Here is an 18,655-nt window from a genome sequence, read left to right as displayed (position 1 = left end):
GGGCGCCCAGAAAGAACCACATCTGAAGGAAGTGCCGATGCTTGCAGCCTCCGATGGCACCAGTGCCTGCTCCCCGCCACTCCCTGCCGAAGCGCGCGCCGTCCCGATGCTTCCAGCCATGGCCGTCTTTCTCCGCTCGATCGGGGTCGATGCCATCCACCGCCTGGTCAAGCGCCGCAGCCGCGACCGGGCGCAGGTCGCGCACGATTACGAATCCGGCGACTGGCGGCGCGAACAGCGCGAGGCGGTGTGGCGGCGCAACCCGACGCTGATCGATTATGCCGACCGCGCGCATCTCGACCGCGCCATGCAGGTCACGGTGGACGGCAAGCTCGTGACCATGCCGGCACCTTCCTATTACCGGTTCCGCCGGCACAAGCTTGCCTCGATAATGGAGGAATTCGCATCCGACACGACGCAACTGGTCGAGCTTGGGAGTGGGACCGGCGGCATCGTTTTCGAACTTGCCTCGAGCTTGCCGGACAAGACCTTTGTGGGGCTCGACCTTTCTCCCCGGGGCATCGCGGTGGCGCGCACGGTGGCCGAATATTACGGCCTCGATCGCGCCAGTTTCGATTTCATCGACCTGCTCGACCCGGATTCGCAAGGCTACCGCAAGCTCGAGGGGCAGACGGTCTATTCACACTACTGTCTCGAGCAATTGCCGCGAGAGACCGAGGCGATCTTCCGCAATATCGTCGCCGCAGGCGCCCGCCGAGCGATCCTGATCGAGCCGAGCTTCGAACTTCTCGACCTGACCAGGCTGAGCGACCTGGCGACATGGTCCTATGTCTTGCGCCAGGATTACCAGCGATCGATCCTGCGCACCGCGCGCAAGCTCGAAAGCGAGGGCCTGATCCGCATCCGCGCGGCTCGGCGGCTCGATTTCGTCTCGAGCCATCGCAATTGCGGCACCTTGCTGGTGTTCGACCGCGCCTGAACCGATCGGTCCGCCCGGGCGCAGGGCAACAAGGATATCACGCCATCAGCGCGGCTGGTTCTCGGATTGCCGGCCGTGCTTCCGGATGCAGCAGCGCGATCAACGACCCAGTGAAAGTGGCGATGTTGTCGCCGTCATTCGCATAGAGTTCGCCCGGCCGGGTGCGATGCCACAGGGCTGCGAAGAAACCGCGGGTCGCATCCTCGTCACAAGCGAGAGGTGGTTCGACGATCGCGGTTTCGAGCTCGCAGAGCCGGTCCACCGCGCGCACGAATGGCGCTTCGCGGTAAAAGGCATCGCCCAGCACGATCACTTCGCGACCGAGCAGGCCGGCTTCGGCCCCGCTTTTGGAATTGACCGTGACGATCTTCTCGGCGGCGCGCAGCACTGCGTAATTGTTGGTCGTAGGGGCAATGATCGAGAGCCGGTCGTAGCGCTTCTTGAGCGCGAGCAGCCCGCGGGCAGGAACTGCGCCGATCATCGCCGGATGCTCCTTGGTCGCGATCACCATGTCGGGCGGGGCGATGCGACACAGGTAATCGAGAAGCGCGAGCTGGTCGCAATATTCGCGCGACCGCATGGTCAGCGCGACATCTCCGGGCACGTGGAGCGGGTAATAAATGAAGCGGCCGAGGCGCGCGAGATCGGAATAATGGCCACGCATCCGCGCCGTGGAAGCGAGCATTCGCAGGTGCGTGGCGACATGGTGCCCGATCGCGCCGAATTCCTGCTCCGCTCCCAGGAGGTGCTTGTCGCGGGTCTTCTCGATCAACCTTTTGATATTGTGCGGGTTGAGCAGTTTCTTCGCAGCGCCGGCATAATGGTGGCGGTCCTTTTGCGGGATCACCACGGTGCCTCGTGCCACAGCGCTCTCGAAATAGTCGGCCTGTGCCGCGCTGACCGGCGCGCGAGCATCGCCCGGTAGCGACAACGCGCCGAGCGTATTGGTGACGATCTGCATCCGGCCCGTGAAGAAGCTCGGCTCGATAAAGTGGCTGTCGATGCCGGCGCCGCGCGCGGCGTGATGTAGCGCGGTCACTGACACGAAGCCGCCCAGTTCCTGCACCGCGATCGGATCCCCCTTCGCGCGCGCGCGGGCAATCGCCTGCTCGGCCACCAGCAACCCGCCGGCAAACTTGCGCAGCAGGGCCGCGGTGTCGCGCGCCGCGAAGGCGAATTTCTCATGAACCAGAAGCGGGCCGGGATTGGCGATCCCGAAGGCCGTGCAGACTGCCTCCGGATCCGAGCTTCCCAGGGCGGCGAGCCGGGCGCTGCGCGTCATGTCGATCACGTCGAGCCCTGCCTCGGCCAGCATGCGCGTGCTTAGCGTATCGCACGAGACGAAGGTCACCGCGAGACCGCGCCGTTCGAGCGCGCGCCCCACCGGCACCCAGAACCGGGTCTGATATTCCGCCAAAGTCGAGATGATGAGGGATTGCACCTGTGCGTCCACCTTGGTTGTTGCGGGTGTCCGTGCAGGCAAGGTTGCCAGCGCGGGGTCGAGGAGGTCCGGGCGAAACCGCCTTTCGGATCCGCCACCATTCTTAAGGTCCCGCCGCGCGCTTGGCCTTCCCTTCTAGGTCCATTGCCGAGGCAACCTGCCCTGCGCGCCGGACCGCAGCCACGCGAGGTCGAACACTGGCTCAAGGTCCGCCCGAAACGCTCCCCGCACCCACCCGGCCGGGCGCCGTGCCGCATGATGCGCAGGCGCGCAGCCCGCTGATGCGCAACACTGCCTTCAGCTTCGCTCAACAAGCGGCTGCAATGGCATTGGCGATCATCCTGGTGCCCTACATGCTGGCGATGCTCGGACCCGAGCGATACGGGCTGTGGCTGATCCTGCAATTGTTCAACCTGCTCGGGCTCGCCTCGCTGGCCGAGCTCGGTTTCCAGGGAGCGATCGTGCGCTACCTGGCGCGCTATCACGCGAACGGCGATCGCGCCGCGTTTCGCGCAATGCTGGCGAGCGGATTCAAACTGTTCGCCGCGATCGGTGCGGTGATGGCCGCTGCAACGATCGCGCTTGCCCAGACGGAATTTGCGCGGTTGTTTCCAATCAGCGCCGAGAACGCCGAGGAAATGCGCCGCGCCCTGACCGTGGTCGGGGCCGGCCTGCTGGCTGGATTCCCGGCCTTGATGGTCAAGGCCTACTTCGCCGCGCGCCAGGAACTTGCCGTGGCAAAGATTTGGGAACTGGCCGACCGGCTGGTATTCGCCCTCGGCACCTTCGTTCTCCTGCAATTGACCACTGACCTCGTCGCGCTGGTCCTGTTCGAACAGGTGGTCGCGCTGGTGCTTGCGCTCGCCTTCGCCTGTGTAGCATGGCGCGAGGGCACCGGATGGTTCGCCGTCCGCGCTCCCCTGCCGCGGGCCGAGGATTTGCGCGGCGTGGTCGCGATGTCCGGATCGGTCTTCGGCGCCAACGCGGTGAGCCAGGGCTTCAACCGCCTGCCCGAACTGTTCGTGGGGGCGATCCTCGGGCCGGTCACGCTGACAGCCTACCAGCTGGCGACCCGCATCCCGCGCGTGATCAAGACCTTGCAGGGCAGCCTCAATGCCGCGGTGCTTCCGCATATCGCCCGGCTCGATGCAGGTGGAGCCGGCGATGAGAGGGAGGCCCGCGGTGCGAGCGACGAGGCGCGGCGCGCATTCGCCCTCCAGGGGCTGCGCGCCAATTACCTCGTCGCCATGCCGCTCCTCGTGGCGAGCGCGCTTCTTGCGCCGGTCCTGCTCGAGCTGTGGGTCGGGGCCGCTTATCGCCCGCTGGCCGGCTATCTCGTCGCCTTCACCGGGTTCCAGGCCCTGTTTCTGGCCAGCAATTACTGCAGCGCAACACTCACCCGCCACAGCCATTTCCGGCTTTTCGTGCGGGCCAATTGCGCGATTGGCGCAGCTTTCGTCGTTGCACTCTCGATAGGTCTGGAACGGTGGGGTCTCGGCTTTGTGTTCGCCGCGCTGTTGGTATCCGGGACAGCGATGTTTGCTTGCGTCCTTCTTGTCTTCCGCCTCGCACACGGTGCGGATCCGGGCGTGCTTTTTCGCACCGCACTGGCCGGCCCTGTTGTGCTGTCGGGCGCTTTGGGCGTGGTGCTGCTCGCACCGGGTGCCTGGTGGCTTGCAAAAGGGGTGTGGTTGCCCGGCTTCGCCGCCTATGCACTTGGCGGGGCGGTCTATCTTGGTGCGATCGTGCGCCTCGTGCTCACCGATGTCGAGCGCGGCTGGCTTGCAGCATTGATCATCCAGCGATGGAAGCGCGCGCGGTGACCCCGCTCACGCGCCTCGGTGCCCGGATGCGTTACCGGATCCTGCGCTCGCCGGCAGCCGCCCTGGTCAAGTCCGCGCGCGCTCTCCCACGCCGCTCGGCCATGGCGCGGCGCGCGGCGCTTGCCAGAGGTTTGCCCCGATGCGGTGAAGCGGTCGCGGCAGCGCGCAAGCTCGAACACGACGGCTTCGTGCGGCTCGATAACCTTGTTGATCGCGATCTGCTCGATGCCCTCGCTGCACGCGCGCAGGAGCGGGTCGATGCGGACGAAACTACCGAATTGCCTTTGGGCGTCTCGAACAAGGCGTTCTGGACCCGGCCGCTCGATTGCGACCTTATCGACGGCCTGATACCGGCTGACACGGTCTTTGCCCGCTTCGCCCTGCAACCGCGTATTCTCGGTGTCCTTGCGGAGACCTTGCGGACCTTGCCGCTCCTCGATTACGTCCTTCTGACCGTGTCGCGTGCGAATGCGGGAGCGCTGAGCCAGTCGCAATTGTGGCACCGCGACCACGACGATGTCCGCACGATCAAGCTGTTCGTCTATCTCACCGATGTCGCGAGCGCGAATGACGGGCCGTTCACCTTCCTGCCGGGTCCGCGTTCGGACCGCGTGGGCGGGAGCGTGCGCAGCCATGCTTCGGATTGTTGGCTGTTTTCGCGCGTAGATCGCTCCGATCTGGAGCGGATTTTGGCAAAGCGGCTTTCGGTTTTCGCGGTCGAGACCTCGCGTTGCCTGCATATGGGTAGCCGCGTCGCGCCGGGTCACGGTCGCGTGCTCTACACCGCGACCTATACCACTGCGCCGCGCATTTTCGGCGATGGCAGCCGGTTTGCTCCCGCCCCCGGCGCGGACGAGACCGTGCGCGCCGTGCTCGGGCAGCAATGGACATGAGTATCTTCAGCATCCTCGCGCTCGGCGGATTCCTGGGCCTGATGGCCGTGCTGGTGCGCAACCGCATGGCCATGTGCATCGCGGGGTTCTTCACGATCTTCCCGCTGGTCTACCGCGCCATCGACGTCACCGTGCTCGATGTGTTCGGTCCGTTCTACACGCGCGAGCTCAACCAGTTCGTCGGCGGAAATTTCGCCGGCCCGGTCTTCATCGTCTCGGCGCTTGCTTTCGTCGTTCCGCTCATGCTGCTCTTTCCCGATCGCGGGCGGCGCTTTCAGAAGCTCGCGAACCTGCGCCCCATTTATGCAGACTACCACCGGGTCGCAGCGAACGGCGCCTTCGTTTCCGGGCTCGCTGTTCTCGGCGTCCTGGCGGTGAATTTCGTCCTCACCGGCACGGTTCCGATACTCCAGGGGATCGACCGGATTGCCTACGCGCACAGCGCCGGCCCTATTCACTCCACTGTCTACGAACTCAACTTCCTGCTCAATTTCCTGTTCGGGGCATTCACCGTTCTCCCGCGGATCAACGGGCGCGGCTACGACATGCGCTTTGCCGGACTGGCGGCGGCATTGGCGGCCTATTGGGTGATCACCGGCAACCGATTCAGCGTCTTTTTCGTGCTGGTGTCGTTCTACCTCATGCCCGCCGCGCTTGTCCTGATCGCGCGTCAGGCGGGGCGCATCGGCGAACTCGATCGCCATCGCATCGCACAACGCATCCTCACATCGCGTGCAAGCCGCGTGATGGTTGCCCTGGCGTCGGTCGCGATGGTGTCGGGCCTGCTCTACAATTCCTATTACAACGTGCGCGATTATCGCGACCCGCTTCACGAAATACGCGAGCGGGTGCTCGTCCAGCCGGTCCAGCTATGGGCCAATAGCTGGGAGCGGGTGGATTTTTCGGACCCCGCCGACCCGATCAACGAATATGCCGTGGGGGAGATTCTCAACCCCATGGATTTCGAGCGCAACAGCACGATCCAGTATCTCATGACGGTGGAGCTTGGCTATTTTCGTGCCGCCGAACTGACCGAGCTCGGCCAGGCCTATAATGGCGGCTATCCCGAGGTGCATTTCGAATTGCTGGGCGCCTATCTGCCCTTCCTAACCATGCCGCTGGCAGGATTGATCGCGGCCTGGTTCCTCAGCCTTTTCCTCGGCCTGCTTTACCGCAACCTGGTGCTGACCTCGGTGCTCGGCCTTTATGTCTATTTCGGCCTGACGCTGCATTTCACCGGCGGGATGGTGACCTTCTTGATGACACCCACTTACTGGGTGAAGATCGCGCTGTTCCTGGGGTGCTGGGCAGCGGAAAGCGCAATCGTGGCCCGCGCGGCGCGCTGTCAGGCGAGCGCCAATGCCGCACAAGCTGCGCTGGCCCGATGGCACGCCGATGCCACGCGCAGCACGGCAAGCCGGTTCGGTCCGCAAGGTGCGGCGCGACCGGCCGAGACGCAGTGACCGGTTTAGCCAATCAGGTCCCAACTTGCCGGGGTGCCGCGCGCCACGTCGCGCGACACCCGCCGGCCGATCAGCGCGTCGAGATGGCGCGGAGCAAGGCCGAAACCCGGCCTGATCGCCCGGATTGCACTTTCGTCGATCACCGATCCGGCGGCCAGGTCGCGGGTGATGTAAAGCGAACGCCGGAACGTGCGCGAGCTGTCCTCCGCCGCGACATCGCCATAGCGGACCGTGCCGATCGCTTGCCAGGCACGCACGGTCTCCTCGCGCAACTGGGCAAGCTCAGCAGGCTCCATCGAGAAAGCCGAATCGACCCCGCCATCGGCGCGCGAAAGGGTGAAATGCTTTTCGATCAGCACCGCGCCCAGCGCGGTCGCCGCAACCGCGACGCCGCAGCCCATGGTGTGATCGGAAAGGCCTGCAGCGCATCCCGTCATCGCGGCGAGATGCGGAATGGTGGCGATATTGGTGTTGGCCGGTGTCGCCGGATAGGTGCTGGTGCATTTGAGCAAGACGATCTGGTCGTTGCCCGCCGCCTTCGCGGTGCGCACCGCCTCGTCGATCTCGGCAGGAGTGGCCATGCCGGTCGACATGATCATCGGCTTGCCCGTGGCAGCGACCACGCGGATCAGCGGCAGGTCGACCAGTTCGAAAGAGGCGATCTTGTAGGCCGGCGCTCCCAGCCCTTCGAGAAAATCGACCGCGCTCGCATCGAAGGGCGAGCTCAGGCAATGGATCGATCGCTCGGCGGCGCGTTCGAAAATCGGGCGGTGCCATTCCCATGGCAGATGCGCCTCGTTGTAAAGTTCGTGCAGGTGGCGCCCGTGCCACGGACTGTCGCGGTCCTGGATCACGAAGCCGTGATCATCGCAATCGAGCGTCATCGTGTCCGCGGTGTAGGTCTGCAGCTTGATCGCATCGGCGCCGGCATCGGCTGCGGCGTCGACGATCGCCAACGCACGGTCGAGCGAGCCATTGTGATTGGCCGACATCTCCGCGATCAGATAGGGCGGGTGCTGGGCATCGATCGGGCGATCGGCGATTTTCATGCAAGTCTCCGGCAGGTTGCGCGCTCCTGTCTTGGCGCCGCCCACGTCCTTTGCAACTCGGCCAACATCGCTTTTGGACCTAGTCTGCAAGGCGGCATGCGGTGAGCGCGCTAGCCGTCGTCACAGGGGCCGGCGGAGGCCTCGGAAAGGCGGTGTGCGAGGCGCTCTCGGCGCAGGGGATCGCGATCATCGCTCTCATGCGCTCCCGCGATAAGGGGTCGCCCGTGCCATGCGACCAGACGGTTATCGCCGATCTCGCCGAGACTTGCGATTGGCAGGCGCTGCTTGGTCCAAAGCTGAGGCAGTTCGAATTTTCCCATCTCTGGCTTTTCGATATCGCCGCAACATTGCCGGATGCAGGCATGCGGAGCGACAGTTTCGCGCAGGCGTTCGATCGCGCGATGCGGGTGAATGTTGAGGCCCCGATCGCGATCGCGCGGGTCCTGGCCGCGGCGTCCGCAACATGCGCCGCACCGTTCGAGATTGTCCACGTATCGAGCGGTGCGGCGCACCGGCCAATCGCCCGCTGGGGCGCTTACTGCGCTTCGAAGGCTGCCGCCGCGATGGCGTGGGACGTGCTCGCGCTCGAGGAGGAATTCGTGACGCTACACAAGGTCCAACCCGGGGTGATCGATACGGCGATGCAGGCCGCACTGCGCGCGCGCGGCGATCCGGCTGCGGCCCCGCGCGCATTGCTGCGAGAGCCCGCGGCCGTCGCGGCAGACATCCTCGCCCAGTGCGGGATCGCGCCGTGAGGGTCGCGCTTCTCGCCGATATTCATGCCAATATCGCAGCGCTCGACGCGGTTCTTGCCGAAGTGCGGCGCGAAGGGATCGCGCAGCTTGTCCTGCTCGGCGATTTTGTCGGCTATTTCTACGAGCCGCGCGCGGTGATCGAGGCGCTTGCGCAGTTCGATTGCATCGCAATCCGCGGCAACCACGATCGCATGGCGATCGAGGCGCGCAGCGATGGTGCCCGGCTCCGCCAATATCGGTCGCGATATGGTTCGGGCCTCGATGCGGTGATCGAACAATTCGATGCCGAGCACTGGCAATGGCTTGGTGCGCTGCCGGAAACGCGCGACGTGGCGCTGGGCACTCTCAAGGTCCGGCTTGCCCATGGCGCTCCCTTCGATCCTGACGCCTATATCTATCCCGATTCCTCTCAGGATCGGTTCGCACAGGTTGTCGAAGGCTTCGATGGCGATGCGATCTGGCTCGGGCACACCCACTGGCCGATGATGCGCCCCGGCCCGCCGGCCTTGGTCAATCCGGGATCGGTCGGGCAGCCGCGCGATATCGGCGGATTGGCTTCCTGGGCGATCGTCCATGCCGACACTGGGGTCACGGCGATGCGCCGAACCGAATTCGACGTCGCCGGACTGCAATCCGCTTGCGCCGCGCGCGATCCCGATCGCATCGCCTTGTCCCGCCGCTTGATGCGCGGAAGGCTCGATAGGGCCGCCGCGTGATTTCGGGACCGATCCTGCTCACCGGCGCGGCCGGAGATATCGGCGTGGCACTTGCCGAAGTGCTGCGGGAGAGCTTTGCTTCGGTGCCGATCCTCGGGGCTGATTGCAACGCTTCGCCCGGTGGCGCGCGGCATGTGGACCGGATGCACCATCTGCCGCGCGCCGATGACCCGGCATATCTCGCTGCCCTCGAACGCATCGTGGCCGACGAGGGCGTCCGCCTGATCATCCCGCTGGCCGAGGCCGAGCTTGCCCGGCTGCTGTCGCACGGATTGATCGGCGCGAGCATTGGCGGCGCACCAGTCCTCACCGCAAATGCCCGCGCGGTCGCGACGGGTCTCGACAAGTTGGCGACCGCGCGCGCCCTCGCATCCTCGGGCATCGCGGTGCCCGAATGCGGTATCGTGGGGCGCGATGAACCCGGTGACTACGATCTCGTCATCAAGCCGCGCAGTGGGCAGGGGAGCAAGGGCCTGACGTTGTTGTCGCGCAGCGATTATGACGGCCTCGTCGATCAGCGGCGCGGCGCGCTCTGGCAACGTCGCCTGAGCGCGGACGACCAGGAATATACCTGCGGTCTGGCGCGGTTCGCTCAAATGGAGCCGCGATCGTTGTCTTTCCGTCGCCGCCTTCGCGGCGGCCTCACCGGCAGCGGCGAAGTGGTCCATGATCCGCGCATTACCAAATTGTGTGATCAGGTGGCCGATGCGCTTGCCCTCGACGGGGCGATCAATGTCCAGCTTCGCCTCGATGACGGCGTGCCCATGATTTTCGAGATCAATCCGCGCTTTTCCAGTACGGTCGGCTTTCGCCACAAGCTCGGCTTTCGTGACGCGATCTGGGCGATCTCGGACCGGCTTGACCTGCCGGTCGAGGATTACGATCCGCCGCCTGCTGGCACCCGGATCGAACGCGTCGCGGATGAAAGGGCCGGACTCGCCAAATCGGTGTGATCGGATGCAAGCCGGGCGTGCAGCAGGCTGTCGACCAGCCGTCCCCCGACCGAAACATGTTCGCGAAGCCGCCCTTCGCAAGCATATCCCGCTTCTTCGAGCACGCGAATATGGAATGAGCGGAACGCATAGGTTTCGAGCGTCAGCCGGTTGAAACCGAGGCGGCCAAATCCGATCGCCCCGATCATGTCGAGAAAGGCCAGCAGCGCGCTGCGGTATTTTTCGCGCCGCGCGGCGATCGCGGGGTCGAAAAGGATCGAGATTTCAGCCCGGCGATGAGCCCAGGCGCAATGGACCAGCCCCCCATATCCGATGCGCTCGCCCTGGTAGAGGACGGTCACCAGGATCGTGTTCGGTCGCGCCTCGTTCATCTGCGGCCAGATGGTCTCTTTGAAATAGCGCGTTTGCGCCTCTGCGGTGATCACCTCGCGCTGGCGCAGCACCTCCATCTGGGAGTTGCGCCAGTATCGGATCGCCTCGATATCGTCGCTTTCGACACAGCGTATCGCATAATCGCCCCGTTCGCATTCGAGCGGGGGAAGGTGGCGATAGGCGCGCGTCATGAGGTGGGCCCGCGCCCAGAGGCCCGGGCTATCGATAGCCCCACGGCATGCGCGACCCGGCTGCATGCGGTGGAGGCAATGTCGGATGCGGGAACGGCGTGCTCCCGATCGAGGGGTTCAGATCTTAGGCCGCGCACGATCACGGCGATATCCGCTGCGTTGCCCATGGAGCGCCACCGGTCGTCCAACCTTTCATCATGGGCAATGTGCCGTCATGCATGTGACTGACCCTCAAGCTGATCGAGATCGTGGAGCATGGCGTTCTTTTCGGATGACGGGCTGATCCTGAGAGCCATGATCGGCAATCCGAGCGCGGTGCGAAGTGGTTCGACCCTGGCGGCATCATGGCCGTGCAATCCGGCGAAGCGATCGATCCTGTCGCGCACCTGCGAAAGGGTGAAGCCCTTGATGGACCGCGCCGGCCTGATAGCGCGCCGCGCCGATTCGATCGCACGCGAACCGATCGCCGCGCCAAGCGCTGCGGCGATGCGCTGTCGCCATGGCTGCGGGTCCTCGCCCGCCGAAGATGGCAGTGGCCGGTCAGCGAGCGCCTCGGCGATGCGGATCGCGGCCTTGCCGTCGAGCGGGCCGAAATGGGGCGTGATCGCCTCGTGCATGACTCCTGCTGAAAGGCTTTCGGCGCGGTCGATCAGATCGAGCGCTTGTTCGATGCTGTCGGCGCCATGGCTGATGCGCGAAGGAAGCCGCGCCATGCGGACCAAGGCCGCCTCGTTGAGAAAATCGAGCGATATCGGGGGGACCCCGCTCTGACAGGCCTCGATCGCGGTGGTGCAATTGACATGCAGCATGCATGACGCCGAGGCCAGCGCCTCAACCGCGCTGCCGGTGCGCCGGACAGTGACATTTTCAAACCCGTCAAAGGCGCGATGATAGGGTTCGAGCGCTTCGAACGGGTGGGGACGCACCACGAAACGGCGCGCTGGGCGAGCCCTTGCCAAGATCTGAACCGCGTCGATAACCCGGTCCATCACCAATTGCACGCTTTGCGCAATCGCGCGGATTTCGTCTGGCGCAAATCCCACGCTCGCCAGCGCGCGATCATCGATAGCCGAGCCATCGGCAAGAGCGGGGTTCACCACAGGGAAATTGGTGTTGACGAGAATTACGGCTGGCGTGCCGCTTGGAGCATTGTATTCGCGGCGCGCCAGATCGAAGCGCGGGCATCCGGTCACCAGCGCGCGGTGAGCAGGCAAGGCGGTATCGGCGAGAATGCGTTCGCGCAGTGCCTCGCCCCAGAACAGGTAAAGCGCGAGCTGCCTGTCGATCCCGCTTGCGCGAAGGAACCGTGCGATCCCGGCAGGCGAAGTCGGCCCGCTATCGGGCAGCAGCCCTCCCTCGGTATCGAGCACCACCAGCGCGATCCCGCGTGCAGCCGCCGCGCGCACCAGTGCGAGATTGGCGGGTCGCACATAGTTGAGCACGATAGCGTCGAGCCGGATGTTGGGCAGGTCGAAATGCTGGGTGTAGAAAGGCAGCAGCACGCTTTCATGCCCGCGCTCGGCGAGCCGCTGCGCCACCAGGCACAGCCCGTCGAGGTCGCGCTCGGGATGGTCGACGACGAGTCCGATGCGGCGCCGGGGGACATCGCCTAGAAACATGCTTCGAGCCGGTCGAGCGCGGTCCAGAACCCTGCGCCATTGTCCTTGTGGCCTTGCCACACTTCGGGAATGAAGCTGGCCTCGGGCGCGGTGCGGTCGAGCACTTCGGCAACCATTGCGAAATCGACCGAGCCTTCGCCGATCTGCAAGCCCTCGCCATCGACCCCGTCGGCATCGACCACGTGCAAATGCCGCGAATATGGCCCGACGGTTTCGAGAAACTGTTTGAAGCTGCCGCGCTGGTGCGTAGCGGCCAGCGCCGAATGCGAGATATCGAGACAGATGCGCGAGGACGTGTCCTCGCAAAAACGCGCGATTTCGCCTGCATCCATGAACAGGTTGTGGAACCGCTGGCCGCCGAAATGCCACGGATAGGGCGGCATGGTCTGCGGGATGATTTCCGTGCCCGCGCTGTCGAGCCGGGCGAGTGCCTCGGCGACGCGCTCATACATTGCGGGCTTCTCGGCATCGGGCAAAGCGCGGCTCTCGGTAAATCCGCCGACATTGGTGATGATCGGCACCGGCCCGCATTCGGCAAAGCGCGTCGCTAGCGCGCGGGTGACGTCGATCACCCGCTGCATCTCGTCGATCGATCGCGAGCGATAGGCGTCGTCGCGTGAGCACAGGTCAAGCACGTGATCGCCTGCAAACAGTTCGGGTGCATGGACCACCAGTTCGAGCGGTGAGCGCCCCCCTTCAGGCGCTGGACCAAGCGCCTCGTCAATATCGACCTCGAGATCCTTGTAGGAGAAATGAAACTCGACGAGGTCGAGATTGCTCGCCCGCGCCATCGCCGCGAAATCGTGGTAGCGCACCGGCACCCCGAAGCGGCGGCGAAAGCGATATTCGCGCGGCTTGGCGTGGCGTTCGTCGAGATCGCTCGGGAAGAAGAAGTCGCCCTGCTTCATCGCACGTTTGGCGGAGCGACCCACGAGGTCCGCGCGGCGATAGGGCGGCAATCCCTGGCCCGGACTTCGGATCGCGAGATCGGCATCGGTGAGCGTGTCACCCTCGGCTATCGGGCGCGCGGCGACAATGCTCTTGGCGAGCACTTCGCGGTTCATCATCTCGCCTTGCGTGACCCGGCGGGCCGCGCTGCTGCCCATCGCCGCCTCGATCTCGCGGATCTGGTCGACCATGGCGCGAAATTCGCCGGGAAGGAGGCTGACCCGGTGATCATTGCCTTCCATCGCGCGGTCGATGGTGAAATGCTTCTCAACCACCTTGGCCCCGCGCGCAACCGCCGCGACCGGCACGTGATAGCCGCGCTCGTGGCCGGAATAACCGACAAGCCCGTTCGAATATTTGCCGAGCGTGTCCATGAAGGCGAGGTTGATGTCCTTGAACGGTGCGGGATAGGTCGAGTTGCAGTGGAGCAGCACGAAGGGCGCACCGTGCGGGCGCAGGACCGCGACCGCATCCTCGATCTCGGCCTGGGTGGACATGCCGGTCGAACACAACAGCACCTTGCCGGTCCGTGCCATGGCGGCGAGCAATTCGTGATTGGTAAGGTCGGCCGAGGCCAGCTTGTAGGCGGGCATGCCGTAATCTTCGAGCAATGCGAGGCTGGGTTCGTCCCAGGGAGTGCACAGCGGCTGGATACCGACCGATTTGCAATGATCAAAAGCGGCGATCATCTCGTCGTTCGACAATTGCATGCGCGCCAGCAGGTCGAGCGTGTATTGCGCGCCGAGATCGGCGCTTTGATCGCCGGCATCGCCTTCGTTGCGATATAGCGAGGCCATGTCGCGCAGCTGGAACTTGGCGCAATCGGCACCGGCTTCGGCGGCAAGGTCGACGAGGCGCTTGGCGAGATCGAGGCTGCCATTGTGGTTGTTGCCGATCTCGGCGATCACGTAGCATGGCTCATCCGCGCCGATCGCGCGATTGCCGATCATCACCATGCCATGGTCCTTCCATGCCACCGCGACGACCCGGTCGGACGCGTCGAGCACCGGCACGAACCCGATCCTGTCGGAAAACAGCGCCTCGATCTCGGCATCGCTCATTCCCTCGCGCGCGGCGGTGAAGCCCGAATTGGCGACCGCGATCGCGGTGGTGTCGAAATCGAAATCCTGCCTGCCCAGCAGCCAGCGGCGCACGTCCCCATCTGTCAGCACGCCTTCGAGGCGGCCCGATTGCGAAATGCACAGCACCGCCCCGCGACGGTTTTCACCGATCTTGCGCAGCGCGGTGAGCAGGTCTTCTTCTGCAAAGACCACGAATGGCCTCAGGTTCTTTTCTATCATCATGCCGGAGCGGGCTCTTTCATGAGGGTTTCGAGCAGGCGAAGATCAGCGAGTGAATCGACTTCGAAGCCTTCGTTCTCGCTGGTCTCGAACAGCGCGATCTTGCCGCCGAGGCGGTTGCCTTGGCTGACCAGCAGATCGCGGCGGGTGAGGTAGAGCGAACCGGTTTCGCGGTAACGGCGATCGGCAGGCACGATGTCCTGGCGGCGGGGCCGCGCGAGGTAATCGTAGCTCGCGCGGACCGGGTCGCGCTGCCAGAAAAAGGCATGGCACTCGGTAACAGCCAGCAGGCTGTCAGCGCCTTCGGCCTCGAGCTGGGCAAATGCGCGGTCGGTCATGTCGGGCGATCGCAGCGGCGAGGTCGGCTGGAGCAGCGCGACGAGGTCGTAGCGGCCGCGCGCTCCCTCCATCGCGGCGAGCGCATGCAGCATGACCGGCTCGGTCGGGGCGGTGTCGCTCGCCAGGGCGGCGGGGCGGAGGAAGGGTACGAGCGCCCCGGCATTGCGCGCCACCTCGGCGATTTGTTCGCAGTCAGTGCTTACCACGGTGTCGGTCACGCAGCGCGAAGCGAGCGCGTGGCGGATCGACCAGACGATCAGCGGGTCGCCGGCAATCGGACGGAGGTTCTTGCCCGGAAGCCCCTTGGAACCGCCGCGTGCGGGTATGATCGCAAGCACCTTCACAGCTGCCCCTCTCCCGAAACGGCCGAGCGCTCGATCGCGACATCGTCGACGAGAACGCTGATCGCTTCGCGTTCCGACTGGATTGCGAGGCGGAGCGACTGGTAGGGGCACCCATCGGGCACAGTGAAGCGCAAAGCGACCTGATCCGCTTCGAGTGCCGCCCGAGTGATTTCGCTCGCCCCATCGCCGGCGCGCGAGAGGCAGGTGCGGGTGAGCGCGAGGCTGCCGCCGCTTCCGCGCGGTTCGGAGAGCTTGAGGTTCAGGACGTGGGAACCTGGTCGCCGGGCCAGCACGATCCGCGCGGCATCGCCTTCGCGCCGGGCGCGGGCGAACAGCTCGACCGAACCGGGCGCCGATCCGATCCGCCTTGCGCCGTGATCGAACTGGTCCACCAGCTGCCAGTCGATCGGAGCGAGAGGTTGCGACCCGAACGCGGCCGGGTCCTGCGGGCCCCGCGCATAGGCGCGGTAAGCGGCAAAGGCTTCCTCGTAGCGATGGCTTTCGGTCAGCCTTTCGATCAGCGGTGCGCCGTAATCCACCAGGAGCGCGCGCGAACGAGGCGCCAACGCGCCGGCGAGCGGAGCGAACAGCGCAGCCGATTCAGAATCGTTGCTGGCATGAGCGGCAAGCCGCTCCGCCCATTGCGGGTCAGCCGAAAGCGAGGCGCGAACGAGCCGCGCGAAGTCGCGATCGCGCGAAGACCGCAACAGCAGGGGAAAGATGGAGTCATCGAGCCGCGACGAGATAGCCAGCGCCTGGTCGAGGACCGCAAAGCCGCGATCGTGATCGCCGCGTGCGAAGGCAAGCTCGGCGCTCTGCGCGGCGGCGGCGACATCCCGGCGCGAGACGCGCCGCGCGAGGTCGAGCAGGGTGGCGCGCCGCTCTTCGTCCTCGGCCACGAAGGCAAGCTGGCGCAGCGCCTCGGGTGAGAGCGCGGTGTCGGCAAGGCTCGACAGCGCGCGCGCTTCGATCGACAGCCGCGTGCGGGGATTGAGGCCAGCATTGATCGCGCTGGCTGCAACCGTCGCTGCGCTCTCCGGACCACTCTGCGCATTCTGCGCCAGGGCGCGTGCAAGGGCGAGATCGCCGAGACGGGTCTTGGCCCGCGGAAGAGAGCTGTAAAGCTGCTGCGAGATCGCGGGCTGACGGGTGTCGGTGGCAACCGCGAGCGAGAACGCGGACGAAAACAGCGCCACCGGGGCGAGGATCAGGGCCGTGCCCGCCGCCCGGAACCGCCATGGCCTGGCGTTGCGCGCAGGATAGGTGCCCGCCATCGCCCCTATGCCTCCACCGGCAGGCGTTCGCTGCGCGCGGCGTAATCATAGCTGTATTCGTAGCCATAGCCGTAATGCGAGCTGCGCTGGTCGAGCTTGGTCAGGATCGCCCCGACCACTGGCACCCCGGCAGCGACCATGCGTTCGAGAGCGGAATTGAGCCCGCGCGCCGATACGCGCCCGGCTTCGGCGACGAAGACCACCGCCTCGACCGCCTGGCTGACCAGCGGGGCATCGGCGAGCCCCATGACGGGCGCAGAATCGACGATCACGTGATCGTATTGCTCGGCCATCCGCAGCACCAGCGCGCGCAGTCTCTCGCTCGAGAACAGCTCGGCCGCGCTCGGCACCGAGGGGCCGGATGCGAGCAGGTCGACATTCTCGCGCACCGGCTGGATCAGTTCGGCAACGGCGTCCTGGCCGGCGAGATAGTTCGACAGGCCGAACTGGCGGTGAGTGCCGAGATAGGAATGCGCCGAAGGGTTGCGCAGATCGGCGTCGATCAGCAGCACGCTCTTGCCGGTGCGGCCCATTGCCAGCGCCAGCGCCATGGCGCTCAGGCTCTTGCCCTCGGCCGGCTGCGAACTCACCAGCATGAAGCTGCGCGGTACGCCCTGAGGGGTGGTGAAGGCGAGGCTCGACCGGATCGCGAAATACGCCTCGGCAATCTCGCTCTTGGGGTCGGCCACCAGTTCGCCGGGGTTGTCTCCCTCGGGCACGAGCGGGACGCTGCCGAGGAGCGGCACGCCGAGCAGCTCCTGCACCTTGCTCGGGTCGGTCACTCCCTCGGCGCTCTGTTCGAGCACGAAGACCAGGCCCAGGGCCCCGATACTGCCCGCGATCGCGGCGAGCAGGAGGTTCAATATCAGGTTGGGCGATGACGGGCGCTGCGGAGGCTGCGCGGGGTCGATGACCGCGATATTGCTCGCCGAGACACCCGCGACGCCGATTTCCTTGTAGCGCTGCAACAGGCTGTCATAGAGCTGCCGGTTGGTGTCAGCCTCGCGCTGGTAGATATTGTACTGGATCGCATCGCGCCGCTGCGAGAGCACTTCTCCCGACAGGCCGTTGACCCGTGCGCGCAGCTCGGCCTCGCGCAGCCGGGCCGATTGCAACGCCTCGCGCGCTTCGCCTCCGATCCGGCTCTGTTCCTCGGCGATTGCCGCGTCGAGCGTTGCAACCTGTTCGCGCAATGCCGCGAGCCGGGGATAGCCGGGTTCGAACTGGACCGAGAGCTGCGCGATCTCCGAGGCAGCAAGCGCGCGCTGTTCGCGCAGCGAGGCGAGAGTTGGAGTGGTCTGCGCAGCGCCCGTTCCGCTGGCTATCGCCTCGGCCTCGATACGCGCGGCGGTGGCGGCGATGAGTTGTTCGTTGAGCCCTTCGAGATTTTCGGCGGCCAGCGTGCGTTCGCGAAACTGGGCGCTGCCTTCGCCGCCGGTATTGCTGGCAAGCGTCACGATGCCGCGCGCGGTGGCGAAATCAACGAGGGCGCGCTCCGAATCCTCTACCCGGCCACGCAATTCCTCGAGCCTTTGTTCGAGAAAGCTGCGCGCCTCGGCGGTCGAATCGAACTTGCGCGCGATCGACTGGGCGATGAATTCGTTCACCCAGGCATTGGCGATCTGCGCCGAAAGCTCGGGATCGAAGCTGGAATAGCTGACATCGACCAATGCCGAACCCCGGATCGGATCGATCGCGATGTTTTCGAGCAGCATCTCGACCGCGGCATTCTCGCGAACATCGCCCGCAGCGCGCGGGTCTGCAGCCTGGCCGGTGCGCACCGCGGCCGCATCGATCGTTTCCGGATCGAGCCCGTGGGCGTTCCAGAAGTCCTCGTTTTCGCCCAAGCGCAAGCCGCGCGCCACGCGTTCCGCTAGCGAGCGCGCCTCGAGCAAGGCGTACTGGGTCTGGTAGAATTCCAGATCGCGCCCGGCATTTTCGGATTCGACCCCTTGCACATTGGTGACGTTGTTCTCGTCACGGCTGACCTGCACCTGGGTGGTAGCGGTGTAGACCGGACGCGAAAGCAGAGTGACCACCAGCGCGGCGAGCAACGCCCCGGCGATCACCACCAGGATGATCCATTTGCGGCGGCGCAGGATGTGGAGACATTCGATCACCAAGGGGCGCATGCCCAGCGCCGCGCCGCGCGCTGCCTGTTCGCCTGGGGGCGGGCCCATCGGACCGGGTCCGCGCATCGGGATGAGGCTGGAATTGTCGTTCATCGCTTAGCC

At 65.5% G+C, this 18,655-nt stretch carries 15 protein-coding genes; 7 read left to right on the top strand and 8 right to left on the bottom strand.

The genetic code is table 11. The features are described from left to right. Positions 1-37 precede the first annotated feature (37 nt). A complete protein-coding gene (locus ACKTSM_RS01605; protein WP_407875403.1) occupies positions 38-940 on the top strand; it encodes a methyltransferase domain-containing protein in 903 nt (300 codons plus the stop codon). A gap of 37 nt (positions 941-977) precedes the next feature. Here the strand turns inward: ACKTSM_RS01605 and ACKTSM_RS01600 are convergent, their stop codons facing one another. After that, positions 978-2,381 (bottom strand): hypothetical protein, encoded by a 1,404-nt coding sequence (locus ACKTSM_RS01600; RefSeq protein ID WP_407875402.1) that lies wholly within the window; start codon positions 2,379-2,381, stop codon positions 978-980. 281 nt (positions 2,382-2,662) lie between these two features. Here ACKTSM_RS01600 and ACKTSM_RS01595 point away from each other — a divergent pair, with 281 nt between their 5' ends. Genes ACKTSM_RS01595 through ACKTSM_RS01585 form a run of 3 tightly spaced genes read left to right on the top strand, consistent with a single transcriptional unit; the run spans position 2,663 to position 6,560 of the window. Then, on the top strand, positions 2,663-4,204 hold the full coding sequence (locus ACKTSM_RS01595) for a lipopolysaccharide biosynthesis protein (RefSeq protein WP_407875401.1): 1,542 nt from the start codon (positions 2,663-2,665) through the stop codon (positions 4,202-4,204). Next, entirely contained in the window at positions 4,201-5,097 is an 897-nt protein-coding gene (locus ACKTSM_RS01590) for a hypothetical protein (protein WP_407875400.1), read from the top strand. The genes ACKTSM_RS01595 and ACKTSM_RS01590 overlap by 4 nt, the downstream gene beginning before the upstream one ends. Further along, positions 5,094-6,560: a DUF6418 domain-containing protein gene (locus tag ACKTSM_RS01585; RefSeq protein WP_407875399.1), complete on the top strand. Its 1,467-nt coding sequence runs from the start codon at positions 5,094-5,096 to the stop codon at positions 6,558-6,560. The genes ACKTSM_RS01590 and ACKTSM_RS01585 overlap by 4 nt, the downstream gene beginning before the upstream one ends. Positions 6,561-6,565: 5 nt before the next feature. Here the strand turns inward: ACKTSM_RS01585 and pseI are convergent, their stop codons facing one another. Next, entirely contained in the window at positions 6,566-7,609 is a 1,044-nt protein-coding gene (gene pseI, locus ACKTSM_RS01580; protein ID WP_407875398.1) for a pseudaminic acid synthase, read from the bottom strand. Between the two features lie 101 nt (positions 7,610-7,710). Here pseI and ACKTSM_RS01575 point away from each other — a divergent pair, with 101 nt between their 5' ends. The 3 genes from ACKTSM_RS01575 to ACKTSM_RS01565 are packed head-to-tail and all read left to right on the top strand — an operon-like array spanning position 7,711 to position 10,033. After that, on the top strand, positions 7,711-8,364 hold the full coding sequence (locus ACKTSM_RS01575; RefSeq protein ID WP_407875397.1) for an SDR family NAD(P)-dependent oxidoreductase: 654 nt from the start codon (positions 7,711-7,713) through the stop codon (positions 8,362-8,364). Further along, on the top strand, positions 8,361-9,080 hold the full coding sequence (locus ACKTSM_RS01570) for a metallophosphoesterase family protein (protein ID WP_407875396.1): 720 nt from the start codon (positions 8,361-8,363) through the stop codon (positions 9,078-9,080). Before ACKTSM_RS01575 ends, ACKTSM_RS01570 begins: the two co-directional genes overlap by 4 nt. Next, positions 9,077-10,033, top strand: a complete 957-nt coding sequence (locus tag ACKTSM_RS01565; protein WP_407875395.1) for an ATP-grasp domain-containing protein — start codon at positions 9,077-9,079, stop codon at positions 10,031-10,033. Before ACKTSM_RS01570 ends, ACKTSM_RS01565 begins: the two co-directional genes overlap by 4 nt. Here the strand turns inward: ACKTSM_RS01565 and ACKTSM_RS01560 are convergent. The 6 genes from ACKTSM_RS01560 to ACKTSM_RS01535 form a co-directional block, all read right to left on the bottom strand. Next, complete coding sequence (locus ACKTSM_RS01560) at positions 9,958-10,596, bottom strand: GNAT family N-acetyltransferase (protein ID WP_407875394.1); 639 nt, start codon at positions 10,594-10,596, stop codon at positions 9,958-9,960. The two genes, ACKTSM_RS01565 and ACKTSM_RS01560, sit on opposite strands and share 76 nt — an antisense overlap. Before the next feature lie 212 nt (positions 10,597-10,808). Continuing rightward, positions 10,809-12,215, bottom strand: coding sequence for a surface carbohydrate biosynthesis protein (locus tag ACKTSM_RS01555; RefSeq protein ID WP_407875393.1), 1,407 nt, complete (start codon positions 12,213-12,215; stop codon positions 10,809-10,811). Then, complete coding sequence (locus ACKTSM_RS01550) at positions 12,206-14,467, bottom strand: N-acetylneuraminate synthase family protein (protein WP_407875392.1); 2,262 nt, start codon at positions 14,465-14,467, stop codon at positions 12,206-12,208. Before ACKTSM_RS01550 ends, ACKTSM_RS01555 begins: the two co-directional genes overlap by 10 nt. Continuing rightward, entirely contained in the window at positions 14,464-15,147 is a 684-nt protein-coding gene (locus ACKTSM_RS01545) for an acylneuraminate cytidylyltransferase family protein (protein WP_407875391.1), read from the bottom strand. The genes ACKTSM_RS01550 and ACKTSM_RS01545 overlap by 4 nt, the downstream gene beginning before the upstream one ends. Further along, positions 15,144-16,421: a hypothetical protein gene (locus ACKTSM_RS01540; protein WP_407875390.1), complete on the bottom strand. Its 1,278-nt coding sequence runs from the start codon at positions 16,419-16,421 to the stop codon at positions 15,144-15,146. The genes ACKTSM_RS01545 and ACKTSM_RS01540 overlap by 4 nt, the downstream gene beginning before the upstream one ends. 5 nt (positions 16,422-16,426) lie before the next feature. Then, a complete protein-coding gene (locus tag ACKTSM_RS01535; protein WP_407875389.1) occupies positions 16,427-18,646 on the bottom strand; it encodes a GumC family protein in 2,220 nt (739 codons plus the stop codon). Between the last annotated feature and the right edge of the window lie 9 nt (positions 18,647-18,655).

The organism is Qipengyuania nanhaisediminis, assembly GCF_045862805.1.
GTDB classification, from domain to species: domain Bacteria; phylum Pseudomonadota; class Alphaproteobacteria; order Sphingomonadales; family Sphingomonadaceae; genus Erythrobacter; species Erythrobacter nanhaisediminis_A.
This window is presented reverse-complemented; position numbering and strand designations above follow the sequence as displayed.